Annotated in this window: 11 protein-coding genes; 3 read left to right on the plus strand and 8 right to left on the minus strand. The window is 40.6% G+C overall.

Features of this window, described 5'->3' with window-relative positions; all coding sequences use genetic code 11:
* Nucleotides 1-3: 3 nt before the first annotated feature.
* Nucleotides 4-1440, minus strand: coding sequence for a response regulator (locus tag ACHZBG_RS10335; RefSeq protein WP_320129373.1), 1437 nt, complete (start codon nt 1438-1440; stop codon nt 4-6).
* A gap of 640 nt (nt 1441-2080) precedes the next feature.
* Here ACHZBG_RS10335 and ACHZBG_RS10340 point away from each other — a divergent pair.
* Nucleotides 2081-2449: a PAS domain S-box protein gene (locus ACHZBG_RS10340; protein ID WP_320129374.1), complete on the plus strand. Its 369-nt coding sequence runs from the start codon at nt 2081-2083 to the stop codon at nt 2447-2449.
* Nucleotides 2422-4023, plus strand: a complete 1602-nt coding sequence (locus ACHZBG_RS10345) for an HD domain-containing phosphohydrolase (protein ID WP_320129375.1) — start codon at nt 2422-2424, stop codon at nt 4021-4023. The genes ACHZBG_RS10340 and ACHZBG_RS10345 overlap by 28 nt, the downstream gene beginning before the upstream one ends.
* 137 nt (nt 4024-4160) lie before the next feature.
* On the opposite strand, the gene ACHZBG_RS10350 is transcribed toward ACHZBG_RS10345, so the two are convergent.
* Genes ACHZBG_RS10350 through ACHZBG_RS10380 form a run of 7 tightly spaced genes read right to left on the minus strand, consistent with a single transcriptional unit; the run spans nt 4161 to nt 10934 of the window.
* Entirely contained in the window at nt 4161-4886 is a 726-nt protein-coding gene (locus tag ACHZBG_RS10350) for a sulfite exporter TauE/SafE family protein (protein ID WP_320129376.1), read from the minus strand.
* A 45-nt stretch (nt 4887-4931) separates the two neighbouring features.
* Complete coding sequence (locus ACHZBG_RS10355) at nt 4932-5630, minus strand: hypothetical protein (RefSeq protein ID WP_320129377.1); 699 nt, start codon at nt 5628-5630, stop codon at nt 4932-4934.
* An 8-nt stretch (nt 5631-5638) separates the two neighbouring features.
* Entirely contained in the window at nt 5639-6280 is a 642-nt protein-coding gene (locus ACHZBG_RS10360; protein ID WP_320129378.1) for a GntR family transcriptional regulator, read from the minus strand.
* A 52-nt stretch (nt 6281-6332) separates the two neighbouring features.
* Nucleotides 6333-7070, minus strand: a complete 738-nt coding sequence (locus tag ACHZBG_RS10365) for a PIG-L deacetylase family protein (protein WP_320129379.1) — start codon at nt 7068-7070, stop codon at nt 6333-6335.
* 16 nt (nt 7071-7086) lie between these two features.
* Nucleotides 7087-8964, minus strand: a complete 1878-nt coding sequence (locus tag ACHZBG_RS10370) for a TRAP transporter fused permease subunit (RefSeq protein WP_320129380.1) — start codon at nt 8962-8964, stop codon at nt 7087-7089.
* Nucleotides 8965-9017: 53 nt separating this feature from the next.
* Nucleotides 9018-10031, minus strand: a complete 1014-nt coding sequence (locus tag ACHZBG_RS10375) for a TAXI family TRAP transporter solute-binding subunit (protein ID WP_320129381.1) — start codon at nt 10029-10031, stop codon at nt 9018-9020.
* A gap of 15 nt (nt 10032-10046) precedes the next feature.
* Entirely contained in the window at nt 10047-10934 is an 888-nt protein-coding gene (locus tag ACHZBG_RS10380) for a DUF6282 family protein (RefSeq protein WP_320129382.1), read from the minus strand.
* Nucleotides 10935-11694: 760 nt separating this feature from the next.
* Between ACHZBG_RS10380 and ACHZBG_RS10385 the strand changes: the two genes are divergently transcribed.
* Nucleotides 11695-20352, plus strand: coding sequence for a GH36-type glycosyl hydrolase domain-containing protein (locus ACHZBG_RS10385; RefSeq protein WP_320129383.1), 8658 nt, complete (start codon nt 11695-11697; stop codon nt 20350-20352).
* The last annotated feature ends 18 nt before the right edge of the window (nt 20353-20370 follow it).

The raw sequence follows: 20370 nt of genomic DNA on the forward strand, positions 1-20370 counted from the left end.
TTTCTATTCCTGTGTATGCAAGTTTTGCAAGTATTCACCAGGAGCACTGCCATAATACTTATGGAATGCCTCTGTGAAATATTTCGGGTTGGTATATCCTACTTTTTCAGAGATTTCGTAGATTCTGTATTTTCTGGACAACAGCAAGGTCCTTGCTTCTTCCATCCTTATATCAACAAGATAAGTTTTGAAACTCCTACCGACAATTTTAGTAAATATTGTTGAAAGATAACCATAGCTGATCCCTAGTTCATCTGCGATTTGAGAGAGACTTAATTCCAGATCATTGAATCGTTGTCTTATAATGTGTTGTGTTTTCAGAATAAGCAGTTTGTTGTGACTATCACTCTTGGAATTCAAGGTCTTTGTCAAGAATTCTATATCATTGATGAATCTTTCTTCCAGCTCCTGACTATCAGCATTACGAATACTCAGGCGAGGAGATTGGAATCCATTCGAGCTATCTTCAAGCGAGAAATACCGCACTACTTTTATTATTATTGCACAATATACATAGCCTTGTTCTTTTAGCTTCAATGTCTTTATCATCTTTATAAGTTCATGCAATGCGTCATCGAGGTCAGCTTTATTCCCGGCTTCAATCTTTTCAATCAAAGTCTTACGTACATACTGAATTATTTTCAACGGTTCTTCATTATGCATATCACTATAGTAGGAAATACCATTTTCCTTGGTTTCTGATAATAGGTCAAAGGCACTCCAGAAAGAAGGAATTATGTCGTCTACCCAAAACACCTCGCTTCCAATCATAATTTTATAGGTGCTCTTGGAAGTTGCTTCAAAAAGCTTTTTTACTATTTCCAAACGCAAATTAAATTCGTTTTCTGTAGCTAAAAAAGTCACAAAATCGTTTTTTAAGGCATAGTGCATGCCATTCAAAGCCTTTTCCAAGTCATTGTTGATATTCACCAAGGTTTCGTACTGTATCAGACAAAGTTTATATTTGCTGTCGACAGTATCCCCTGAAATATATTCATCCCATAATGCAAATTCCCCAGACAGTTTCTTTACCAATTCGTAGCAGTTGTTGATGCTGTTATCCGAGATTTGAGATTGGCTATCCGATTCAAGCGTTTTGGCAACTTTTCTGAATACTGTTTCTATATCATTCTGCGATAGCGGTTTTAGAAGATAATCTTCAGCTTTGAGAGTAAGTGCACTTTTTACTAACTCAAATTCACCAAAACCTGATATAATTACGGCCCTGCATTTTGGGTTGAGACGTTTCGCTTCTTGAATGAGATCAAGGCCTGACATAATTGGCATTTTTACATCGGTCAGAATAACATCAACGTCCTTTGTTTTCAGGAAATTCAATGCTTCTATTGCGGAAGAGAATGTTTCAACCACGGTAAAGCCAAGGGTATCCCAGGGTATTACTTTTTCAATTCCTTTTCTGATTAATTCATCATCGTCCACGATAATCATAGAATACATTGCACATTTCCCCTTACAGATTAGATTAACTGTTTAAATGGAAAATGTAAAAGAAGTTTTTCCGAACAATTGTCAATTATCATATTTGTTGAATAATTCAGAAAATATGAAACAATCAATTCCATCATTGAAATCAACTGCTTATCTTGAAAAAGATTATAATGACCGTCAGTTGAGGAGAAATTACTTGATCGGCAGTCTGTTCAATTTAGATTGACAAAGAACCTATAGTATATAAAAATGATAGTAACTACATTGCCCAGTACAATTAATGAGCATGAATAAGTTATTTGTTTGGTAGGAATAAATTATTTAACGAAACCAGAAAAATCAACTGGCTGAAAAATTGCTGATAAACTATTTCTTGTCAAAGATTTATTTAGGAACTTTGAACTCTGTTACCACCTTGCATTTTATTTTTAACCATTTCCAGAAAATTATTGGCAGTATCAAGACAATTGAAACGATGTTACCGGACTAGCAGAAAGACTGATACAGACAATCAATCCGATAGAAACCAATCGGGTGTCCGAGAATGGATACAAAGTATATAGCAAGTATTTCCTGGAAAGCATTTTGAGTATCTTATTTTTATTGACTCTGTTTGATTGGAGATATGAACATGGGGAAAAACGATAGGAAAGAAAAACGAAATGGAAAATTATTTATAAAAGAAATTCATGACAAAAAAACAAATAATGAGTGGGAATATAACCGCAACTTGATTGAAACAAGCCTTGACGCCCTCGTAACAATAGGACTGGACGGTTTAATAACGGATGTCAATTCAGCTGCTGAAAAGGCCACAGGACTTCCTAGGGAAAAAATAATCGGAACAGACTTTTCACAATACGTTACTGAACCTGATAAAGCTCGAATCGGATATGCTCAAGTTTTTGCAATTGGCAAGGTTGTTGATTATGAACTCCGTCTCAAACATAGCCTATCTCATATAATGCATCTGTGTACAAAGATAATGAGGGCAAAGTAATCGGGGCACTCATTATTGGAAGGGATATTTCTGCAATAAAAAAACGTGAAAAAGAGCGTATTGATTTTGAAAACAACCTTGAATTAAATGTTCAACAAAAAACAGCGGAACTGATCATAGCCAACAAGGAACTTGCTTTTCGAAATGAAGAAAAAGACAAACGAGCGGCAGAATTGATTATTGCCAATAAAGAACTTCTTTTCCAAAATGAAGAGAAAGAAAAGCGTGCAAATGAATTGATTATCGCAAATAATGAACTTCTCTTTCAAAATGAAGAAAAAGATAAAAGGGCTGCTGAGCTAGTCCTGGCAAATAAAGAACTCCTCTTCCAGACTGCTGAAAAAGCAGATCGGGCAGCCGAACTGATGATTGCCGATAAAGAACTAGCCTTCCAAAACGAAGAAAAGGCAGACCGTGCAGCAGAATTGGTGATTGCCAACAAGGAACTTGCTTTTCAAAATGAAGAAAAAGATAAAAGAGCTGCAGAACTGATCATTGCCAATAAAGAACTTGTTTTTCAAAATGAAGAGATTTCATATATTAGCTACCACGATTTCTTGACAGGACTCTTTAACAGAATTTACTTTGAGCAAGAGAAAAAACGATTGGAGGCCTCAGATCAATTGCCCATTTCAATAATTATGGGAGATATTAACGGTCTAAAATTAGTAAATGATGGTTTTGGGCATTCCAAAGGTGATGAATTACTTGTCGAAATATCCAGAATACTGAAAAGTTGTTGCAGAAAGGAAGATATTATTTCGAGAATCGGTGGAGATGAGTTTGGAATTATACTCCCTCAAACGGACACTTCCTCTGCACAACTGGTATGTAATCGCATATCTGACACTTGTAATAAATACGCGTTAAAAGGAAGCTCCATTTGTCCTAGTATTTCTTTAGGACATGCAACAAAGAATATGAGATCGGAGACGTTGGATAGCATTTTCATGACCGCTGAAGAAAATATGGCCAGACACAAGTTATTGGAAAGGAAAAGTATTCATAGTTCAATAATAGCATCAATAAAAGCAATAATGTTCGAGAAAAGCCAAGAAACCGAAGAACATGCAGAAAGAATGGTGCAATTATCGAAATCAATAGGAATGGCTATGTCCCTTTCTGAGAAGCAACTGAATGAACTTGAGCTATTATCTACCTTGCATGATATTGGGAAAATGGGGGTAAGCGCTGAAATCCTTTCAAAACCGGGCAAACTTAGCGATAAAGAGTGGGTTGAAATAAGAAAACATCCTGAAGTTGGTTTCAGAATTGCACAAGCTACTCCTGAGCTTGTACCTATTGCCGATTTTATTCTGTATCATCACGAAAGATGGGATGGCCGGGGATATCCTCACGGCTTGAGAGGAGAGAAAATACCTCTTCTATCTCGCATAGTCTCTATTGTCGATGCGTTTGATGCCATGACCAACGATAGAGCCTATCGGTTGGCAATGACAAAGGAAAAGGCCATAGAAGAAATCAAGATAAATTCAGGTACCCAGTTTGATCCAAAAGTATCCAGGGTGTTCATTGAAAATGTTTTGGGACAAAAATGGGAACAAGTCAGCTAAATATAAATACATGTTTAGGAAGTTTGTTGCTTATTATTTAGTATTATTTATAATTTTCTAATTACTAACGAATTACTTGTTTCCTATCTAAGAACAAATACCTGTTTTTAGCTGAACCAAATAATCCTGCAAAACTATCAAAATAGTTCCTCTAAGACAATTACTATGCCAGAAATACCTATGAAGAGGTACACCATTTTTTTTAGCATTGCTTCATTGATCCTATGCATGATCTTATCACCAATAACCGTTCCAACCGTCATGCCCATAAGACTCACTACTAGATAGCTGGATTGCTCTATCGATACTGCTCCATTCAAGAATCTTATTGGTAAGGAAAAGATCTTGAATATAAAGAAATAGGCATTGGCACTTGCTAAATAAGCAATCTTGTTTTCTGTTACTGGAAGCAAATACAACGCAACGGGAGGTCCTCCCATAGCAAATACTCCATTCAAGACACCTGAAACAGCACCCATAGAACACCCAAGCAGTCTCGTTGGGCGTACTGAAAAACGTCCCGAATAGAAAAACATATAGAGAGCTATGAGAATCAAAACAAAACCAAGACATATTTTCAATCCTGAAATTGGTAGTTTAGCCGAATACCAAGTCAGAAAAATCCCTATGATCAACGCAGGGAATAGAAAAGGAAAGAGAATATTCCATCTCACCTCTTTGAAATACTTGAAAAAGAAAAACCCTACACCGATTAAGCCAGCAAATTGACTGATGGTGACTGCAGCAGAAAACGGAAACAGTCGTACCAAAAAAATCATTGCAAATATTGGAAAACCGAAACCAATCAGAGCCTGAAGCATCGCTCCGACTATGCATATTATCGCCAATGCGAGAAAATCCATATATATTCGTGAGAGGGAGAATTCCCTCTCACAGCTCCTCTATCATTAATTATTCAACATATCAAGAACCCATTTAGGTGCTAAATTCGGAAGCGGTTTTCCTTCAGCCCTGCATTTCGCATATTCACCAATTGCCTCTCGGCGTTTTTCTTCATATTGTGTTTTCTCTTCGGCGGCATTAAGCACAGCTTCGATTTTATCTCTTGGAACTACAGTCACACCATCATAATCGCCGACAACGAGATCACCCGGATTGACAATCACTCCGCCACAACAAACGGTGATGTTGATTTTTCCTGGTCCTTTTTTTGCCGGAGTTCGTTGCATAAACCCTCGGGCATACACAGGAAGTTCCATTCCCTTCAAACCAACCTTGTCACGGACATAGCCATCCACAACCAACCCCTGGATACCTATAGCTTTTGCAGCTCCTCCCATCAGATCCCCAAGATAGGTTCTTTCCTTGCATGCTTTTCCATCAATACAAAGAACATAACCAGGTTTACTTTGATAAATTGCAACATGGATAGGAAAATTATCCCCGTCGGATGTCTCCACGGTACTCGCCGTTCCAACCATTTTCAAATCACCATCAATAGGCATGATATCGGCATCCATGCATCCATCTCGCTCAATACCCATTCCTTTCATACCATCACAAAGTTCCGCTGAGCCGAACTTTTTTGCGCGCTCAATCAATGCCTCTTCAATAAGCGGCGGTAACTCATTATAATTTTTATTCATTTTTACCTCTAAAAAAACAACGCTTTATAGGTTGCGATAGTTGCAGAAACATTGTCCAAATGCTTCTTTATTGCAACTACGGCGGCGTCCATATCCTTTGCAACAAAGGCATTCACCAGCAACTTATGTTCCTCAAGAGATTCCTCGGCACGGCCAGGAACTATCATTGTACGAAACTGAAAACGGATAAGTTGTTGCTTTATTCCCCTAATCATATTCACTGCTATCGGTTTATGGGAAGCTTGATAAATAATTTCATGAAGTTTTTTATTACATTTACTATATGATTCAAAATCCTTTTGAATCTTCATTTCACACATTTCGGAATAGATATTCTGCATTTTCTGAATATCTTCATTGGAAATGAATTCAATCGCAGATTTCACGACAATTTCTTCAAGAACTTTGCGGACTTCGTAATATTCCTGTATTTCCTCAACCGTAAAAGATTGGACCATGGCACCTTTGTTATCTTGTATGGTGACCAATTTGTCCTGCTCCAATTGAAGGAGTACCTTCTTGACAGTATTACGACTTACACAAATCTCAGTTGCCAGCTGGGCTTCAATAAGATGTTGTGCAGGACGATAAGTCCCATCGATAATCCTAGATTTTATATAGTCATATGCAATTTCATTGGCTCTTGCCATACAATACCATCTCCCCTGTCGACTTTAGCGTCAAAACCTATACAACTCAGTATTATACCAACCAATCACCAACATAGGGGAATCTTCTTGTAAAAGCTTCCGCGAATTTGTAAGACTGATTTCCAGATAGTCTTTTTGCATGATTACCTCGAACGAAAGCCCTCATCGCATAATATTCTATAAGATGAGATTGTGCCATGAAGCAATTCATTGCAACTTTTTTCATTTCCATTGTCTCGGTTATATCAATTATCACTTCTGGTTTAAAATTGCAAATCTCTGGTTGATGAGGCTCAAATCCAAAAATTCTTGTCTGTGTCGAAGCTTCAGTTCCAGAAATCTTAACACCATTGGAGATGGCAAGCACACTTGCCTTGAATACAAATTTATTGACCTCATCATGGTCAGGATTAAGCAAATCAAGCTCTCCATGAGTAATGATATGTATTGGTTTGAAATTCCGGATTGTCGTAGCCAATCTTTCAATCTTATCATCATCATCAAGATGCATATAATAATCTTGATAATCCCAGAATTCCAAGTCTGTGATTCCCAAGCATTTCGCAGCAGCCATGGATTCCGATTTTCTCATTTTCAAGACTGACTCTGCAGTCTGTCCTGGTTGCTTCCAAAGATCATTCGATTCTCCACGGACTCCACAACTTAGGACAATAACCTTTACATGTGCACCATGTTTGATATATTTCGCAATAGTTCCACCGGCACGCCATACATAATCAGCTGCATGTCCACTGACAACCAATACATTTGATTTCTCATTAATTTCCATATTCCTATCCTCTCTATTACGCAGAAATAATTCTTTTATATTTTTTTGTTTCAATAAAAATCACAACCATAGTCAAGATAAGTCCAACCAGATTCCAATAGAGTGGATGAGCAATAAAAAGCATTATTCCAGCAGGAAAAAGCAATATTCTCCCAACCATTGAAATATCGACTTTCAACCACCCTATCAAGGAAGCTGCAATAATGGCACATCCTAAAAATGCGGTTACAAATGCAAAAATAATTTCCAAGAAGGAACCACCTAATAAAAGTTGGGAATTATATACAAAGACAAAGGGTATTACAAAACCTGTACAAGCCAACTTCATGGCATCTTTTCCTGTCGACCAAACATTAGCCTCGGCAATACCTGCTGCAGCGAACGTCGATAAGGCAACAGGAGGCGTGATAGTGGAAAGTGCCCCAAAATACAAAATAAACAAATGGGCAGCCATCATAGACGCACCCATCTTCATGAGAGCAGGAGCAACAAGAACGGCAAGAATCATATAGGCCGCAGAAGTAGGAAGCCCCATTCCCAGCAAAAGACTGGTGAACATGGCCAAGAACAAACCAATGAAGAGATTACCGTTCGCTATGGTTTCTATAATTCCACTAATCTTCAATCCCAAACCAGTAAGATTGATGATTCCCATCACAATGCCAGCAAGAAAACAGGCAGCGGCGATCGGGGCAATCCCTTTTACCGAATTTTGCAATGCCTTTATAAAATTTGAAACAGTCATGTTATTACGGTTCATTACAAATCCAATGACAATCGTGCAGAGGATTGAGAAGAACGCAGAACGTTGGGCACTATATCCGATTATCAGCATTGCAATAAGCATTCCAATAGGAAGTAGATACGGCCAGCCAGATTTCAATATTACCCATGCAGATTTAAGATTTGACTGGTCAGGTTCTGGAACATCAATTTTCTTTGCCATGAAATAAACAGAAATAGAAAGTGTTGCATAGTATAGGATAGCAGGAATAATAGCGGAAAGGGCAATCTTGCTATAGGCAATACCGGTCATTTCGCTCATCAGAAAAGCAACTGCACCCATTACTGGAGGCATAATCTGACCACCTGAAGAAGATACTGCTTCAACAGCGCCTGCAAAAGAACTCTTGAATCCTACCTTTTTCATCAAGGGAATCGTAAAGGTTCCTGTTGTAACAACATTTGCCGCACCGCTGCCATTAATTGTGCCCATCAACATGCTTGAGAACACCGCAGCTTGGGCAGGTCCGCCTTTTATACGTTTTGTCAGTGCATAGGAGATATTTACAAAGAATTCACCCGCGCCTGTGAGTTCCAAAAGACTTCCAAACAAAACAAATAGATAGATAAACTGGGCACTTACCGTTATAGTCTGACCAAAAAGACCATCATAGGCTGTATAGAGATAAGGAGCAATTCTCTGGAGGGAGAATTTTGTCGTCCTGAACATACCAGGGATGTATCTGCCTAAATATGCATAAGCAACAAAGATGGCCGCAATGATCGGCAAGACCTTTCCAACCATTCGTCCTGCAATAATAAATGCCAGAATAACCGCCAGCATAGAAATATAAACATCAGTTTGAGAATAAACTCCTGCGTTATTAACAAAACTATCCTGCAGCTTTACCTCGTATACACAGATAAAAATATTCAAGATCATCAATACTGCGTCAAGAACAAACCCACCTTTAAATTTTGAGGGTTTTACCAGTAAAATAAAACTTCCGACAAAAGCCCAATGCACCGCACTCATCTTATACGAGGGATACACTCCAAACGATGCTGTCCACATATGAAAAAGTGGCATAGCAATAAAAATTAGCAATAATAGTAAATTTTTTACTGCCGAACCTCTTTTTTTCGATCCGGTGAAATTAGGAACACCCATGTTGCACAACCCCTATAAGGAAGACAGGTTTCCCTGCCTCCCGAAGAATATTTTTAACGAAGCCCTTTTTCCTTATAGTACTTAAGAGCACCCGGATGAAGTTCTGTGACACACTGACTTGCAAATTGCGGAGTGATCTCCTTGATACTCACGTGTGCCGTCACATACTGGGGCTGAGTTTCCAAAGCCTGTTTCACAAATTCATAGATTGCATCCTCAGGAGCTGCAGAAGAAGCAAAAAGTTCTGTGATCATCTCAACTACACGGCAATCTTCTATTTGGCCATTATAAGTATTGGCAGGAATTATGCCATAACTATAGAATGGGTTATCTGCGCAGATTTTTTTTAGGATCTCATCATCGATATCAACAAGACGGATATCAGTAGTGCTTGCAATATTTACGACACCTGCAGCAGGATATGCAGCACTAAAGAAAGAAGCATCAATCTCTCCATCCTTAAGTTTGCTCAGACCTTCATCAACAGCAAGATACAATGGAGTGATATCTTTTTCTGGATCTATTCCGTAAGCCCTTAAAACAGTCTTGGAAATTTCCACGACAGTCTGCCCTGATGGTCCCAGATTTACTTTCTTTCCCTTGAGATCTCCAAAGGTCTTGATTCCTGAGTTCTTCAAGGCAACCATCTGTCCTTGTGAGCGATATAGATTCATCACAGCCTGAATCTTTAATTTACCTGTTTTAGCATAGTTTCCGGTGCCTGTCGCAGCCCAATACACACCATCTGAGTTTGAAAATCCAAGTTGTATATCATCCGTATTTGCTAGATTAAGATTTTCAATAGAACCTTTGGTCGGTTGAACAATGACATTGACCTTATCTGAATTTTTATTTACAGAAGCTCCCATTGCTGCCCCAACTACATAATACGTCCCTGACGTACCAGCTGTCCCCATGATAAGATCATATTTTTTTGTCGGCTTTGCAGTTTTTGTTGTAGTCTCTGTTGAAACCGAAGCATTCTCTTTTTTTGAACATCCCATTAAACTCACTAGGACAAATACGGAAATCAATACCAAGGAAGCAACCTTCACAGTCTTTTTCATACTCTATTCTCCTTTTTATTTTCCAAGCAATCTTCTCTGATTGCTTACTACCATTTTTCTCACATCATCTTCAGAAATTCCTGCTTCCAAAAGCTTTTCAACATATTTTTCCATTCCTTGATCTGGATAAATCGATGTTTTCTGACCAAGATCAGTGGAGATGATCACGTTATTAGGTCCAAGTGCCTTAATCTGCTCAAGAGATACCGAGAAATCAATTTTATTCGTTGCCCATGTCGTGTAGCAATGTTCCATGACAGCCCCGTACTTCGCAAGTTCCTTCTGTTCTTCAATAGTATAAAAAGTCGTCGGAAAATCGACATGCGTAATGACGATATTCTTCACACCACGTGCATGAGCTTCTTTTACTACAGCAAAGCATTCCTCATGGGAAATATGACTGGTTGCAAGAATCATATTATGCTTGGCTATGATTTCCAAAACTGTGATGACTTCATTCTTCAGGTTTCCTTGTTCATCAAGAGCATCGACAGTTGGGGCCGATATTCCTTCTTTATCCATTTGGATGAGAATTTGGGCCCAATAGGGAAGCTTCTTGTTCGGATCACCATTGAATACATAGGCACGTTCATGGGAATTGTCACAGGTAGGAAACCAAACTAGTTTAGCACCTGCCCTACCGGCCATCTCAACTGCCGAAGGATTATAACCGCCTACCGCACTGTTTAAAGTAATCGTACCGATAGCTTCGCATTTCGGAAATAGTTTTCTGATGAGCTCCGCTCTTTCTGCCGTACAAAAATAATGAGACTTTATAGCATATCCTGCCATTCCCGCTTCAGGGATGCGTTTTCCCATTTCAATATCATCCATCAAACGAGGAAGCACGTCAGGTGCTGAATGTACATGTAAATCATAGGAACCTTCTAGTAACTTATTCATAACAATCTCCTGATAGTACAACATTATTGTTGAACAATATTGTTGTACTATATGTTTCTTCATCTGTCAAACTTTTTTTTATTTATTTTAGAAAATTATTGCCTTGATCTTTTTTACTACAATTTATGTTTCTGATATAAAACAACAATTTGTTTATACTATAAATTGTTCCTTTTAGAAAAACAGTTTCTCTTTACGATATCAAGATAGGTTCTTCCCCTTTCATATGTCTATTTCCTGCCATAGCCACTAAACGTATAGACAGTAACTAGGGGAGTCGAGTATTATAAAGGTAAGATAAATTCTTTTTGTATGAAGAAATTAAAGATTTGAAACCCAAAGGAACAATCAACTCCTTTTCTTCATGCAACAGGTCCGATGCATCCATTTTGCAAGGTCTTTATATGACTTTGGAACGCACCAAGGACACCCTATCCTTTTCATTCTGACAGGCAAATACAATTAGGCAGCTTTTAATAATAGTGTTCCATTGTAGAATTTTCCCGATGGTATGCAAAACAAGCAGGAACCATATATAGAGCATGATTTATATTTGAAGTCAAATTCGGTTTTTTTCGGACTATCTTTTTTACCATGAATTCTTTCAGTTCTCCATTTGATTGAGAAACTGTAATTATCAATATTTTAGTCTACGGTCAATGAAAGCAATGAGCTGGCTGTAGGTTCTATAGATACTGTTCTGAACTATTAATTGAGGTAATAATTGCAAAGTAAAGTAACGTATAGATTGTTAAATGGAATGCTTCCATTATTCAAGACACGAAAACTTCGTTTTTTCCGCCAAAGATATGAAACTGAAGATCCCTTGCATTCAGAATTGTTCAGCCCGGAACAGATGCAGAACTATGGAAAAATTCTAGCCCAAGAACATATAGTAAGTAATTCTTGGTTGCATAAGGATAGACTTTTAAAACGACTGGAAGAAAATGAAGCAGTACTGGAAGATGTCAGGAATTTACTGACTGAGACAGTAACCAAAGACAGAAGAATAGTGCCGGCAGGAGATTGGTTGCTCGATAATTTCTATCTGATAGAAAATATCATTTGTACGACCAGACGTGATCTCCCAGTTAACTACAGCAGGGAACTCCCCCGATTGCAGAGTAGCACCCCAGTAGGCCTACCCCGCGTATATGCCATTGCCATTGAACGAATTTCCCATGGAGATGGGCATGTCGATGCCGAAACTCTTCCAGAGTTCATCAATGCGTATCAGTCAGTTTCGAGGTTGAAACTAGGAGAACTCTGGGCAGTTCCCATCATGCTGCGCTTAGCCTTGATTGAAAATCTACGTAGAATTGCAATAAGGATTTCAAAAGCAACGTATGCAAAGAATCAGGCAACCACCTGGGCAGAACGAATAGTCACCTTGGCAAAAACAGACCCCAAAAGTCTGTTTATCCTGGTTGCAGACATGGCTCGATCAAAACCAGTTCTCAATAGTTCCTATGTTGCGGAACTATCCCAAAAGCTCTATGGAAAAGGTGCATTATTTGCATTGCCCTTGACTTGGATTGAACAACAACTCGCAGAGAAAGGTTTGAATATAGAATCTCTCGTTCAATCAGAAATGCAACAACAGGCAGCTGACCAGGTCTCCATAAGTAACACAATCGGCAGCCTGCGTTCCCTCGATGCCATTGACTGGAAAGAATTTGTTGAGAGCACCAGCTATGTAGAAGAAGTATTACGCAAGGATCCTTCTACCCATTATGCAAAGATGGACTTTTCAACCCGTGATACGTATAGGCATGCAGTTGAGAAACTTGCGAAGCATAGCGGTCTTGAAGAACAACATATTGCGCTTCTTGCCGTTCAATTGGCCCAGGAACACAAGCAGGATATCGGAAATGACAGACGATTATCTCATGTGGGGTATTACCTATTGGACAAAGGCTTACCATTACTGAAAAAAACAATACATAAAGAATCCAAGGCATATGGAATATCCTTTACTATCGGATACCGTGCCAAGTTTATAATGTATGTGGGATCCATAGGTATTCTTTCGGCTTGCATTGCATGGTTATTTCTGATTATGGCACAAAGAGGTGGATTGTCAGGTTGGGAATTGATACTCATCTCCATTTTGGCCTTCATCGGGGCAGGAAGCTTTTCCTCGATATTCGTGAACTGGATAGTTACGTTGATCATTCCCAGCAATCCTTTACCACGTATGGATTATTCCGATGGAATACCATCCAGGTCGCGTACACTGGTCGTTGTTCCTGCGATGCTCACAAGCAAACGTACCATTGACCTTCTTGTCGAAGCCTTGGAAGTACGTTTCTTGGCAAATCATGATAAAAACCTATTTTTTGGATTGTTGACTGATTTCTTGGATGCCAATGAGGAAACTCTGATATCAGATACCGAACTTATCGCCTATGCCCAACAGAAAATTCAAGAACTCAACGATTTGTACAGAATCCCCGAAAGAGATCCCTTCTTTCTTTTCCATAGAGGACGAAAGTGGAATGCCTCTGAAAAAAAATGGATTGGATATGAAAGGAAACGTGGTAAATTGGCAGACTTGAATGCCTTGATTCGTGAAGGAAAAAAAGAACCATTCACGCTTATAATCGGTTCCTTATCCCAACTCAAATCCGTAAAATATATCATTACCCTGGACACAGACACCACGCTACCAAGAGACTCGGCCAAGAAACTAGCAGGGACTATGGACCATCCACTCAATCGTCCGCAATATAATTTGAAACGAAATCGTATCATTGCAGGTCATGCTCTTTTGCAACCACGGGTGACAGCAAGCCTTTCAGGGGTATCGCGATCTGCTTATTCACGACTCATTGGAAACAATCCCGGTCTTGATCCGTATACCTGCGCTGTCTCAGATGTATATCAGGATCTCTTTTCACAAGGATCTTTCATAGGAAAGGGAATCTACAATGTAGAAGCCTTTGAAACCGTACTGAAAGGAAGATTCCCCGAGAATTCCATCCTCAGCCATGATTTGCTGGAAGGCTGTTATGCACGTTCGGGATTGGTCAGTGACATCCAATTGTTCGAGGATGTCCCCATAACCTATCGTGCAGATGTAGACCGTCACCAACGATGGATTCGAGGCGATTGGCAATCCTTTCGATGGCTTTTACCTTTCGTACCGACCAAACAAAAAAAAATGCAAAAAAACGTCTTATCTTCTCTATCAAAATGGAAAATTCTGGATAACCTTAGGAGAAGCATCACTTCCCTAATTCTGATGACTCTTCTTGTCATCGGTTGGATTACACTGACAAAACCTATGGTATGGACTCTATTGATTTCCGGATTAATTGTATTTCCACCAATTTTTATCTCTTTTTTTGCTTTCTTCCAAAAACCCTATGACATGCCCTTGGGTTCCCACCTTGTATCTACGATACACTCGCTATCCATGCAATTGTCCTCAGTCTTCTTGAACTTGGCATGTTTGCCACATGATGCCTATTTTAGTGTTCGTGCAATTGTGAGAACCTGTTGGAGAATGCTTTTCTCCCATCGGCATCTTCTGCAATGGAATCCGTCAGAAAACAATAAACACGATACCTATCAAACTCTCTTTTCCTCCATTCGCTTCATGTGGATAGCTCCAACCTTATCCGTGATCACCTTTCTTTTACTATTGTTTTTAAAATCGACTACTTTGCTTGTAGCCTCTCCCCTTCTCTTGCTCTGGGCTTGTTCTCCAGTGATCGCCTGGAAAATCAGCAAACCAACCTCAAGCCAGGAAGATATATTGACAGAGGATCAAAATGCGTTTCTTCATAGACTATCCCGCAAGACCTGGGCATTTTTCGAAACCTTTGTAACTGCAGAAGAAAATTGGCTACCTCCCGATAATTTTCAAGAAATTCCTGTTGCAAAAATTGCCCATCGAACCTCTCCTACAAACATGGGCCTCGCTCTTCTCTCGAACTTGGGAGCTCGTGATCTTGGTTATATTTCCGATGGTTTGTTGCTCGAACGGGCTAATCTTGCAATCCAATCGATGGAATCCTTGGAAACCTACAGAAAACATTTTTACAACTGGTATGACACGATTACTTTGCAACCTCTTTCACCTCGGTATGTATCTACTGTTGATAGCGGTAATCTTGTCGGACATCTTCTTACCTTGCATTCAGGTTTGTTGACCCTTTCCGACGAAAAATTTTCAAAAACAAGAATATGGAAAGGACTTGAAGACACGAACATGAATCTCCTAAGTGTTCTTGAAAAAGATGTTCCCTCAGTTGTCCTTACATTCCAGAACGGGCTAGCTTCGGTACTGAAAAATTTACCGGAAAATCTATCTGACGTATGGAAAGAACTTCAAAATCTCCATGCAACGGCTGAAAATATATGCAGGGCTCTCAAAGAAAGGAAAGATCCCATGGTGAAATGGTGGTCCAACATGCTTCTGCAACAATGCCACGATTTCCTGGACGAACTTGAATTTATGTTACCCTGGCTACCGCAGGCCCCTCTTTTTGAGCATGAACCTGAGTTCCAGAAAGTATGTGAGTTTTCAAGTCAACGCGAACTGTATGTTCTTGAAAGTGAGCTATTGAAGACTCTTGGCAAAAGATTGCCCCAATTTTTTGAACTACTTACTGAAGGACACGATCATGCTGAAAAGCGTTTCCTGCTGATCAACAAGACCGCTCTCCAGATCGAGAATTTCACCCATATGGATTTTACGTTTCTGTATAATAAACATCGCAACCTTTTTGCTATAGGATATTCCGTCGATAGTCATCGCAAAGATTCCGGATACTACGATCTGCTTGCCTCAGAAGCAAGACTCACCAGTTTCGTTGCAATTGCACAGGAGCAAGTTCCCAAGGAAAATTGGTTCTCCCTTGGTCGTTTGATTGCCAAGTCAGGTAGTGAAACGATGCTCTTTTCCTGGAGCGGTTCAATGTTTGAGTACCTTATGCCTCTTTTGATAATGCCCTCCTACAAGAGAACGCTTCTTGGCCAGACTTGTGATGCCGCAGTACGTAGGCAGATTGAATATGGATACCTGCTCGATATTCCCTGGGGTATCTCGGAGTCGGGTTACAGCGCTTATGATGCCTCCCATAATTATCGGTACCATGCATTTGGTGTTCCTGGGTTAGGCCTGAAACGCGAGCTGCATAACGACATTGTCATTGCTCCTTATGCAACGGCACTTTCCCTGCTGGTCGCACCGAAAAAAGCCTGTCAGAATCTTCTTCGTCTTTCGAATAGCGGTTTTGAAGGTGCATATGGCATGTATGAAGCAATTGATTATACAAAGTCTCGTTTGCTGGAGGGACAAAGGTATGTCCTCGTACAATCCTTCATGGCTCACCACCAAGGAATGAGTTTCCTTTCATTTGTATCACAGTTGTTGGATAGTCCGATGCAAAAGAGATTTGAATCGATCCCTATGATTCGAGCGACAAACTTGTTGCTTGAGGAAAAAAGTCCGAGACCTACGTTCTTGTATTCCCAGGCAATCAACATTCCTGAGAAACGGATCATCCAAAAAACATCAACGATACAGTCCCGCCTTTTCAGTACCTACCAGACACCAATACCAGAAGTGCATTTGATTTCAAGTGATACCTACCATGTTATGGTCACAAATGCAGGAGGCGGTTACAGCCATTGGAAAAAACTTGCCCTTACTCGCTGGCATGAAGATGCTACGCGTGATAACTGGGGAACCTTTGTCTATATACGCAACGAAAAGACCAAAGAGTATTGGTCAAATACTTTTCAACCTACGTTAAAGAACCCTGAAAAATATGAAGTTACTTTTTCCGAAGGTCGTGCAGAATATAAAAGACGGGACAATGATTTCGATACAAATACGGAAATAGCTGTTTCACCTGAGGATCCAATTGAATTACGTAGACTTACCATAACCAACCGGTCCTCAGATAAACAAATTATCGATGTTACAAGTTATGCAGAGGTAGTACTTACCAAAGCTGATACCGATGCTGCTCATCCAAGCTTCAGCAACTTATTTATCCAGACTGAAATAGTAGAGAAGTTGCAGACAATCCTTTGCTCACGTCGTCCCCGCTCGCCAGAAGAACACTATCCTTGCATGTTTCATCTCATGATGGTACATGAGGCAAAAGTCCCCGCCATTTCCTATGAGACAGACCGAATGAAGTTTATCGGTCGAGGCAAGACAATAGTCTCACCGAATGCAATGCAAATCCTTGGACCTCTTTCAGGGACCCAAGGCTCAGTATTGGACCCTATCGTGGCCATACGACAACAAATAGAGATAGAAAGTGAGACATCCGTAACCATAGACATAGTCACAGGCATAGGCGAAACAAAGGAAGCAGCATTGCAACTTGCCGAAAAATATCAGGGAAAGTGGTTTACCAACCGTGTCTTTGAATTATCTCAAACGCACTGCCAATTAGCTCTCAAGCAAATAAACAGCACACCGAAAGCTGCGCTTTTCTATGATCAGATTGCTGGCTCAATCCTCTATGCCAATACTTTTCTTCGTTCTGAATCTTCTTCCATCATAGCAAACCATCGTGGACAATCAGGGTTGTGGGGGTACTCCATATCAGGGGACCTGCCTATTGTGTTATTTACAATACGCGACTCTGGCAATATCGGCATGGTAAAGCAATTGGTGCAGGCTCATTCTTACTGGCATCAAAAAGGACTGGAAGTTGATTTTGTAATCCTGCATGAAGATTTCGAAGGCTATAGACATGAGCTACAGGAGCAAATCCTCACCATGGTCACTACCGTTGGCGAGAAGAATATAGTTGATCAACCGGGAGGTATCTTCATACGGGCATTAGAACAACTATCAATTGAAGATCATCACCTGCTCGAGGCCGTTTCCAGGATTGTCCTGGATGACAGCCGAGGTTCGCTTGAAAATCAGATTATAGGACAGCGTAGCAAGAAAAAACCGATACAAAAGTTGAGAACTTTGCGTGGTATCGTAAAAACCTACAAGCCCAGTATCCAGGATCCTCCCCAGAAGCTGCAATTCTTTAACGGATTGGGAGGATTTTCCAGTGACGGAAAAGAATATGATATCACTGTCAAAAAAGATCGGACAACACCGGCGCCTTGGGCCAATGTGCTGGCGAATCCAAATTTCGGCACAATCCTCACTGAGTCAGGAACCTCCTATACCTGGATGGGAAATGCACATGAGTTCCGGTTGACCCCTTGGTATAACGATCCGGTAAGCGATACAAGCGGAGAAGCACTCTATATCAGGGACGAAGAGAGCGGTCAATTTTGGTCTCCCACCTCCCTTCCCAGTCAAGGTAATGAACCGTATATATGTAAGCATGGCTTCGGATATAGTACCTTTGAGCATTCAGAGTTCGGTATTCACTCAAACCTTACGGTATTTGTTGCCCATGATGCTTCTGTCAAGTTCATGATGCTCGCCCTACGCAATGATTCTGATCGAAACCGTAAACTTTCGGCAACCAACTATACAGAACTGGTATTAGGCAGTCTACGAGAAAAATCGGCTATGCATGTGGTTACTGAATTCCAAGGTGAAACCGGGGCAATATTCGCACAAAACTGGTATAACACTGATTTTGCAGGTACTACCGTGTTTCTTGATGCAACGGGAAGCAACCACACCATAACAGGTGACCGTACTGAATTCATCGGGCGAAATGGAACGCTTGCCAATCCTGAGGCAATGACAAAAGAGCGTCTTTCCGGTTCCACAGGTCCTGCCTATGATCCCTGTGCCGCAATTCAGGTCCCTTTCCTCCTTGAAAAGGGAAAGGAAGTTGTGGTCGTTTTCAAGTTGGGTGCGGCAAGCAACAGAGAGGAAGCCAAAGTATTGATCAATCGTTTCAAAACCTTGGATTCGGTGCAAGATGCTTTAAAAGAGGTCTGTTCCTATTGGCAGCGAACGGTATCGGTCATACAAATAGAGACGCCGGATGTTGCTCTCAATACCTTGTCCAATGGCTGGCTCGTGTATCAAATGCTTTCCAGCAGATTATGGGGTCGCAGTGGCTTCTATCAATCCGGGGGAGCTTTTGGCTTTCGCGATCAATTGCAGGATGTCATGGCTCTTGTGTATGCCGAACCTACGCTTGCTCGTGCACAAATATTGCTTTGTGCCGGACAACAATTTGTGGAAGGCGATGTTCAGCATTGGTGGCATCCACCTATGGGAAGAGGAGTAAGAACGCATATTTGTGATGATTATCTTTGGCTTCCGCTCGCTACCTGCCGATACATCTCCATAACTGGCGATACAAGTATTCTTGATGAAATGGTTTACTTTATCGAAGAGCCCTTGCTCAAGATAGAGGAAGAGTCTTCGTATGACAAGCCACATCAAAGCAAGGAAGTTGTCAGTCTGTATGACCATTGCGTTCGCTCTCTTTTGCATAGTTCCCACCGAGGTGTGCATGGTTTGCCACTTATGGGTGGTGGAGATTGGAACGATGGAATGAATCTGGTCGGGATAGAAGGAAAAGGAGAAAGCGTCTGGCTCGGGTTTTTCCTCTATACCGTACTTATGCAATTCAGCGAGTTGGCAACAATGCGCGATGATCATAAGTTCGCCGCTTTATGTGGCAAGGAAGCCTATAAACTGCAGCAACATTTGAAGGAAAATGCCTGGGATGGTTCCTGGTATAATAGAGCTTGGTTTGACGATGGCTGGCCTCTTGGTTCCTCACAGAATACCGAATGCAAGATTGATTCACTGGCACAGAGTTGGTCTGTCCTTTCAGGAGCAGGTGAAATGAATCGGTCTCTTCAGGCAATGGATTCTGTATCTGAATTCTTGGTGGATCGTGAGCATGGATTGATCAAGCTTCTTGACCCGCCTTTCGATTCCTCCACGATGGAGCCTGGCTATATCAAGGGGTATGTACCTGGTGTCAGGGAAAATGGAGGGCAATACACCCATGCAGCAATTTGGACAGCAATGGCCTTTGCCCGCTTGGGCGATACAAAGAGAGCCTGGGAACTATGCAAGATGATCAATCCGATCGAACATGCTTCTTCACCTGAATTGATAGATACCTATCAGGTAGATCCCTATGTCATGGCTGCCGATATTTATTCATGCGAGCCACATGCAGGCCGAGGTGGTTGGACGTGGTACACTGGTTCGGCAAGTTGGATGTATCGATTCATATTGGAGTCTCTTCTCGGGTTCAACCTTGTAAAAGATACTTTGCATCTGACTCCCCTGCTTCCATCTGATTGGAAGGATTTCAAGATACACTACCGTTTTCATGAGACTATGTACCATATCACGGTAGTACAAACAGCTGTTGGGGAAACCAAGCAGGTGATTGTAGATGGGACAAGACAACAAGAGGATGCCGTCATTCTTCTTGATGACCATAAGGATCATACCATTGAATGGCAAAATCCGAGGAAAGAAGAAAAAATAGAGTAAAGACAAAAGGGTTTCGTG

Source organism: uncultured Sphaerochaeta sp., assembly GCF_963676625.2.
Lineage (GTDB): Bacteria > Spirochaetota > Spirochaetia > Sphaerochaetales > Sphaerochaetaceae > Sphaerochaeta.

Coding starts and splice junctions, on each gene's coding strand:
- ACHZBG_RS10360 (WP_320129378.1), bottom strand. CDS start 6,280: ATGGCAAGAGCCAATGAAATTGCATATGACTATATAAAATCTAGGATT.
- ACHZBG_RS10365 (WP_320129379.1), bottom strand. CDS start 7,070: ATGGAAATTAATGAGAAATCAAATGTATTGGTTGTCAGTGGACATGCA.
- ACHZBG_RS10370 (WP_320129380.1), bottom strand. CDS start 8,964: ATGGGTGTTCCTAATTTCACCGGATCGAAAAAAAGAGGTTCGGCAGTA.
- ACHZBG_RS10340 (WP_320129374.1), top strand. CDS start 2,081: ATGGGGAAAAACGATAGGAAAGAAAAACGAAATGGAAAATTATTTATA.
- ACHZBG_RS10355 (WP_320129377.1), bottom strand. CDS start 5,630: ATGAATAAAAATTATAATGAGTTACCGCCGCTTATTGAAGAGGCATTG.
- ACHZBG_RS10375 (WP_320129381.1), bottom strand. CDS start 10,031: ATGAAAAAGACTGTGAAGGTTGCTTCCTTGGTATTGATTTCCGTATTT.
- ACHZBG_RS10350 (WP_320129376.1), bottom strand. CDS start 4,886: ATGGATTTTCTCGCATTGGCGATAATATGCATAGTCGGAGCGATGCTT.
- ACHZBG_RS10385 (WP_320129383.1), top strand. CDS start 11,695: ATGCTTCCATTATTCAAGACACGAAAACTTCGTTTTTTCCGCCAAAGA.
- ACHZBG_RS10380 (WP_320129382.1), bottom strand. CDS start 10,934: ATGAATAAGTTACTAGAAGGTTCCTATGATTTACATGTACATTCAGCA.